The following is a 6,336-nucleotide window of genomic DNA, read 5'->3' on the forward strand; positions in this document are numbered from 1 at the left end:
GGCGAAGAACGCCATGAGGGAGATGAGCAGGCCCTTGCGCGGCAGCCGCGCTGCGAGGAGCGCGACGGCGGGTGCACCGACCACGACGCCGAGCGCATAGGCCGAGACGTAGTGGCCCGCCGTGGCGATGCCGACACCCGTGCCGGCAGCGAGCTGCGGCAGCAGCCCCATCGTCATGAACTCCGTCGTCCCGATGGCGAAGCCGCCGACGGCGAGGGCGCCGATGGCAAGGGCGGTGCGCTGGCGAGGGGACACGTGGACTCCGGGCGAGCGTCGGACAGGTGGCGCGCGGGGATCGCCATCGACCCGAGCCACGCGATTCTAGTGGGGGGCACAGCCGGGGGCACGACCGTTACCGTGAGCCGCATGCCTCGTCCCCTGGCCGCACTGCGGCGCCGCCTCACCGACCTCCTCCGGCCGGCCCTCAGGCCTCGTGGTGGCGGACTCGCCCCGCGCCCCGGGGCCGCCACGCCACGAAAGGGCGGGACAGCGGCATACGGGTCCTATCCCGGCGACGCGACGACCCTGCCGGACATGACGTACGCCGGGGACGACGACGGAACGGTCGACCCGGGCGAGGTGGTCTGGACCTGGGTGCCGTACGAGGAGGACCACTCTCAGGGGAAGGACCGGCCGGTGCTCGTGATCGGCCGGGAGGGCCCGTGGCTCATCGCCCTGCAGCTGACGAGCCAGGACCACGACCGTGACGCGGCGCAGGAGCGCCGTGCCGGGCGGTTGTGGGTCGACATCGGCACCGGCCCGTGGGACGGCCGCGGCCGCCCGAGCGAGGTCCGCGTCAACCGGCTCATCCGGATCGACCCGCGCGCGGTCCGCCGCGAGGGCGCCGTGCTGCCCAGGCCGACATACGAGGCGGTCGTGACCGCAGTCCGGGCAGCGCACCGGAGGGGCTGACGACGAAGGGCCCCGCACCAGCTTGGTGCGAGACCCTCGGTCAGCGGCCGCGTGGCGTCAGAGGGACGCAGCCTTCCGGGCCATGGCCGACTTCTTGTTGGCCGCCTGGTTCTTGTGGATCACGCCCTTGGAGACCGCCTTGTCGAGCTTCTTCGAGGCGAGCTTGAGGGCTTCGGCCGCGGCGTCCTTGTTGCCGGACTCGGCGGCCTCGCGGAACTTGCGGACCCAGGTGCGAAGCTCGCTCTTGACCGCCTTGTTGCGCTCGGTGCGCTGTGCGTTGGTCTTGATCCGCTTGATCTGCGACTTGATGTTTGCCACGTGAGGTTCTTTCTTGGTCGGTGGTAGTTGCCGTTAGAGGGCGGCAAAACTGCTCGGGACCGGGCGTGGGGCACCCTGCGTGAGCAGCCTTGGGTGGTGCATGCATGCGCGCACGACCTGAGCGCGCACGCAAGGGAGAAATCTACCAGCGCGCCGGGTGCCCACCAAAACGGGCGGTGCCCGCCCCAGCCGGTATGCCGCCCAGCTGCCCACCGCTGGCCCCGTTCAGGCCCGCTCGGGCCGAGCCCGCAGGCGGCGGGGCCGCTCGGGTCGAGCCCGCAGGCGGCGGAACCGCGGGTGCCGGGGGCGGAGGTGCCGAGGCCGGAGGTGCCGAGGCCCAAGGGGGAGGCGGCGCCACCTCAGGCACTGGACCGGGCCCCGGTGATGGTGAGGATCGCCCGCTCGACGGCATAGACCGGGTCGCGCCCGCCGCCCTTGACGGCGAAGTCCGCCGCCGCCACGGCCTGCAGGGCGGTGGCCAGGCCCTCGCTGCTCCAGTGGCTCAGGGCCGCCCGGGCGCGTTTGACCTGCCACGGCGCCATCCCGACGCTGCTCGCCAGCTGCTCGGGACTCCCCCGCCCGGCGGAGCCGACCTTGATCAGGCCGCGCAGCTGGGAGGCGAGGACGGCGACGATCGGCACGGGGTCGAGGCCGGAGGCGATCGCGTGGCGCAGCAGGCGCAGCGCCTCGGGGGTGTTGCCCGCGATCGCGGCGTCGGCGACGCGGAAGCCGGTCGCATCGACCTTGCCACCGTGGTAGGTGTCGACGACCGCCTCGGTGACGAGGCCCTCGGTGTCGGCGATCAGCTGGGCGCAGGCCGCGGCGAGCTCGCTGACGTCGCGCCCGACCGCCTCGACCAGCGCGCGGACGCCGTCGCTCGAGATCCGGCGGCGGGCCCTGGAGAACTCCTGCTGGACGAAGTCGCTCTTGTCCCGGTCGTTCTTGATCGCCGGGCACGTCACGACCCGGGCGCGCTGCTTCTTGAGGGCGTCGAGGACCCGCTTGCCGCGCTGTCCCGACGCGTGCGTGACCAGGAGGAAGACGTCCTCGGCCGGTGCGGCGAGCAGGGACAGGAGGTCGTCCTGCAGCTCGTCGGACGCCTCGTGCAGCCCGCGGACGATGATGAAGGTGGCCCCGCCGAAGAGCGACGGGCTCGCGTGCATCAGCAACGAACCGGGCTCGTAGCCGGCGGCGTCGATGCGGACGACCTCCATTGCCGCGTCGCGCGCCCGCCCGACGAGAGAGGTGAGCTCGCGCTCGACGAGCACCTCCTCGGGCCCACTGATGAGGGTCAGTGGGGAAAGCTCGGCTGCGGTCATGGCGACCACTGTGCCATGCGCCGCCGACACCGGAAGCCGGCGCTCACCGGGCACCGCGACCCCACTCTGCTCGGGCACCTCACCGGTGCGCCGACCCGTGGGCCGGGGAGTGTCGGACCTCAGTCGAACAGGGCGCCCGAGGCGAGCTTGACCCCGAGCTGCTCGGCCCGGGCCGCGATCGCCTCACCCGGCAGCTCGAAGTGCTCGACGAGCTCGTCCAGCTGCAGCCCCGCGTCCGCGGCGTCGCGCAGCTCCTCGTCCTGCTCGTCGGTCCAGGCGTGCCCGCCCGTGACGGCCCGACGTGGCGAGTCAGCGACAGGTGGGGTCGGGGCCACGGGCCTCGGGTGCTCGGCGCCGTCCTCGGCCCGCGTCCCTGTCAGGGTGCGCATGGCGGGCTCCTCCACCGGGAGCGGAGCCGGCGCTGTCTGGTCGAGTCGCGTCAACGCGCCGAGCACCATCGCCTTGTCGGTCGTGGGCCAGAAGGGCGGCAACGAGCGCTGGAGGAACCCGGCGTAGCGCGCCGTCATCATGCGAGAGTCCAGGAACGCGACGACGCCACGGTCGTCGGCGCGGCGGACGAGGCGTCCGGCGCCCTGGGCCAGCCGCAGGGCGGCATGGGTGGCGGAGACCGCCATGAACCCGTTGCCGCCCATCCGCGCGATCGCCTGCGACCGGGCCGAGGCGAGCGGGTCGTCCGGGCGCGGGAACGGGATGCGGTCGATGATGACGAGCTGGCACGACGAGCCGGGCACGTCCACGCCCTGCCACAGGGTCAGGGTCCCGAACAGGCAGGTGCGAGGGTCGCGAGCGAACTGGCGCACCAGCGTCGTGATCTGGTCCTCCCCCTGGCAGAGCACCGGGAAGTCGTCCCCGAGACGCGCCCGCATGATCTCCGCGGCCGTCTGCGCGGCGCGCATCGAGGAGAAGAGCCCGAGCGTCCGGCCACCGGCCGCACGGACCAGCTGCTCGATCTCGTCAAGGCTCTCGTCGCTCGCCCCGTCACGGCCCGGGGGCGGCAGATGGGCGGCGACGTAGGCGATCGCCTGTCGCGGGTAGTCGAAGGGGCTCCCGACGTCGAGCCCCTGCCAGGCAGGCGCTCCCTCTCCACGCAGCCCGATCGTCCCGGCCACTGCGTCGAAGGTGCCGCCGAGCTCGAGCGTGGCAGAGGTGAGCACGACAGTGCGCTCGGCGAAGACCTTGTCACGCACCAGCATGGCGACGCTCATGGGGGCGACCCGAAGGACGGGCCCACGTCGCTGGTCCTGGCTCACCCAGACGACGTCGAGCTCGCGCTCCTCGAGGATGCGCTCCGCGTTCTCCTGCACCTCGTCGACGGCGGCCCTGGCCACCTGACGGGCCCCGTCGGCGTCCTCGTTCGAGGTGGGCTTGAGATCGGACTGCACCTGACGTGCGGCGTCCCGGACCCGGGCGAGCGCCAGGCCGAGCGAGTCGGGAACACCGAGCAGCCGACCCTCCTCGAGCGGCTCGAGGACGGTCGCGAGCAGGTCGCCCGCCTCGGTGAGTGCGGCGGCGTTCTCGGACATCCGGCCGGCCTTCTTGGCAGCCGTGCCCACCATCGCCCCGGTCAGCTCGTCGCTGACGGTCGAGGTGACCCGGTCGACGAGCTCGTGCGCCTCGTCGACGACGAGGACGTCGTGCTCGGGGAGCATCTGGCGACCCTCGAACGAGTCGATGGCCATGAAGGAGTGGTTGGTCACGATGACGTCGACGTCGGCGGCCGCAGCGCGGGCCCGCTCCACGAAGCACTCGGCGACGAGGGGGCACTTGCTGCCGAGGCACTCGTGGGCCGAGACGGACACCTGCCGCCAGGCCCGCTCCGATACCCCGGGGACGAGCTCGTCGCGGTCGCCGGTCTCGGTCGAGTCGGCCCACTCCCGCAGGCGCACGACCTCCTGCCCGAGCCGGCCGGCGGCTGCGTCGACCTGGCCCACACCCAGGAGCGCCTCGTCCTCGTCGGGGAAGCCGCCCTCCAGCTTGTGCAGGCAGACGTAGTTGCGTCGGCCCTTGACGAGCGCGTACGTCGGGCGGCGGCCGAGGAGCGGCGTCAGTGCCTCGGCGACCCGGGGCATGTCGCGGTCGACGATCTGGGCCTGCAGGGCCAGCGTCGCTGTCGCGACGACGGCCGGCTTGCCACTCTCCTGGGCGTGCACGACCGCCGGGACGAGGTAGGCCAGCGACTTGCCCGTGCCGGTCCCTGCCTGGACGAGCAGGTGCTCCTCCGTCTCGACGGCGCGCGCGACGGCCTTCGCCATCTGGACCTGTCCGGGACGCTCGGTGCCGCCCAGGCCGGTGACGGCAGCATGGAGCAGGGCATCGAGTGGGGGGCGCGGCATTGCCTCAGGGTACTTCCGACGAGCGACGCCCTCACCCCGCGAAGCCCCGCCTGTGGACGGCGTGGCCCGTAGGGTGTGGCTGGTGGAGGTCACGACGACGACCGGCCGGGTGCGCGGCATCTGGCGCGGCACGTCGGCGGCCTTCCTCGGTATCCCCTTCGCCGAGCCTCCGGTCGGACCGCTTCGCTTCGCGGCCCCCGTGCCGCACCGCCCCTGGGTGGGTGTCCGCGACGCGACACGGTATGGCGCCACGCCGCAGCGGGGCGGGGACGGCGGGGTCACGCTCATCCCCGAGCCGTCCTATCCGGGAGAGTCGACCCTCAACGTCAACGTCTTCACGCCCGCTCCGGGCGGGGCTCCCGAGCTGCCCGTGCTCGTCTACATCCACGGCGGCGGTTTCCTGACGGGGTCGCCGTCGAGCCCGTGGTACGACGGCGCCGGGTTCAACAGGGACGGTGTCGTCACGGTGTCCGTCTCCTACCGGCTCGGGTTCGAGGGCTTCGGCTGGGTCGAGGACGGCACCCAGAACCGCGGGGTCCTCGACTGGCTGCTCGCGCTCGAGTGGGTCCAGGAGAACATCGCCGCGTTCGGTGGTGATCCCGGACGGGTCACCCTCACCGGCCAGTCCGCCGGTGGCGGCGCGGTCCTCACCCTGCTCGGCATGCCGCGGGCGCAGCACCTGTTCGCTCGCGCCTACTCGATGTCCGGCGTCTACGCAGACATCCCCGCCGACGCGGCGAGGGCGACAGCCCGGGCAGTGGCCCAGGAGGCAGGGGTGGACCCCACCGTCGCGGGTTTCTCGTCGCTCAGCGAGGACGCCCTCCGCGCGGCCCAGGACGCAGCGCCCTCCCGGGGGGCCAGGAGCGGGGCCATCGCGACGCTGCGCTCGATGCTCGACGAGGGGCTGTCCTTCGGCCCGGTGGTCGACGGTGAGCTGATCACCCGCCCGACCCCCGAGTCCTACGCGTTGGGGATCGGCGGCGACAAACCGCTCCTGGTCAGCACGGCCGAGGACGAGTTCACGTTCATCTTCACCGCCGCTCGGAGCAAGCTTCGCTTCATCCCGCCCGCCCTGCTCCTCTCGCAGATCGGGGTCCGGCCCCAGGTGCGCCGGGCGTGGCTCGCGGCCAACCCGGGACCGCGACGCGAGGGCACCGCTGCGGTCGTGGGCCGCTATGTCACGGACCGCGTCTTCCGTTCGTTGGCCCTGCGCGTCGCCAAGGAACGAGCCCGGTCGGCCTCCGCACCCACCTGGCTCAGCCTCTTCACCTGGCGCTCCCCCACCCACGGCCTCGCTCTGCACTGCATCGACGTGCCGCTCGTCTTCGACAACCTCGACGCCGAGCGGGTGCCGCAGATGCTGGGGGACGAGCCGCCCCGCGAGCTCGGCCATGAGCTCCACTGCGACGTCGTGAAGTTCCTCCGGACGGGCT

The 6,336-nt window shown here is 72.9% G+C and carries 5 protein-coding genes and 1 pseudogene; 2 read left to right on the plus strand and 4 right to left on the minus strand.

The window, feature by feature from the left end:
• A pseudogene (locus tag N864_RS17905) lies at positions 1 to 255 on the minus strand (MFS transporter); the annotation flags it as partial.
• Between the two features lie 111 nt (positions 256 to 366).
• Here N864_RS17905 and N864_RS17910 point away from each other — a divergent pair.
• Entirely contained in the window at positions 367 to 912 is a 546-nt protein-coding gene (locus N864_RS17910) for a type II toxin-antitoxin system PemK/MazF family toxin (protein ID WP_034720191.1), read from the plus strand.
• Between the two features lie 57 nt (positions 913 to 969).
• Here N864_RS17910 and rpsT read toward each other — a convergent pair whose 3' ends face one another.
• The 3 genes from rpsT to N864_RS17925 all read right to left on the minus strand — a co-directional run bounded on the left by rpsT (position 970) and on the right by N864_RS17925 (position 4,903).
• On the minus strand, positions 970 to 1,230 hold the full coding sequence (gene rpsT / locus N864_RS17915; RefSeq protein ID WP_034720193.1) for a 30S ribosomal protein S20: 261 nt from the start codon (positions 1,228 to 1,230) through the stop codon (positions 970 to 972).
• 359 nt (positions 1,231 to 1,589) lie between these two features.
• Complete coding sequence (holA, locus tag N864_RS17920) at positions 1,590 to 2,549, minus strand: DNA polymerase III subunit delta (RefSeq protein WP_034720197.1); 960 nt, start codon at positions 2,547 to 2,549, stop codon at positions 1,590 to 1,592.
• 119 nt (positions 2,550 to 2,668) lie between these two features.
• Complete coding sequence (locus tag N864_RS17925) at positions 2,669 to 4,903, minus strand: ATP-dependent DNA helicase (RefSeq protein ID WP_034720195.1); 2,235 nt, start codon at positions 4,901 to 4,903, stop codon at positions 2,669 to 2,671.
• Between the two features lie 82 nt (positions 4,904 to 4,985).
• On the opposite strand from N864_RS17925, the gene N864_RS17930 reads away from it, so the two are divergent.
• The coding region (locus tag N864_RS17930; protein WP_051518766.1) for a carboxylesterase/lipase family protein at positions 4,986 to 6,336 on the plus strand (1,351 nt) is incomplete at its 3' end.

This window comes from Intrasporangium chromatireducens Q5-1 (assembly GCF_000576575.1).
GTDB lineage: Bacteria > Actinomycetota > Actinomycetes > Actinomycetales > Dermatophilaceae > Intrasporangium_A > Intrasporangium_A chromatireducens.

Bases quoted from the DNA above. Each gene is read 5' to 3' on its own strand.
- N864_RS17910 (WP_034720191.1), top strand. From the start codon at position 367: ATGCCTCGTCCCCTGGCCGCACTGCGGCGCCGCCTCACCGACCTCCTC.
- holA (WP_034720197.1), bottom strand. From the start codon at position 2,549: ATGACCGCAGCCGAGCTTTCCCCACTGACCCTCATCAGTGGGCCCGAG.
- N864_RS17925 (WP_034720195.1), bottom strand. From the start codon at position 4,903: ATGCCGCGCCCCCCACTCGATGCCCTGCTCCATGCTGCCGTCACCGGC.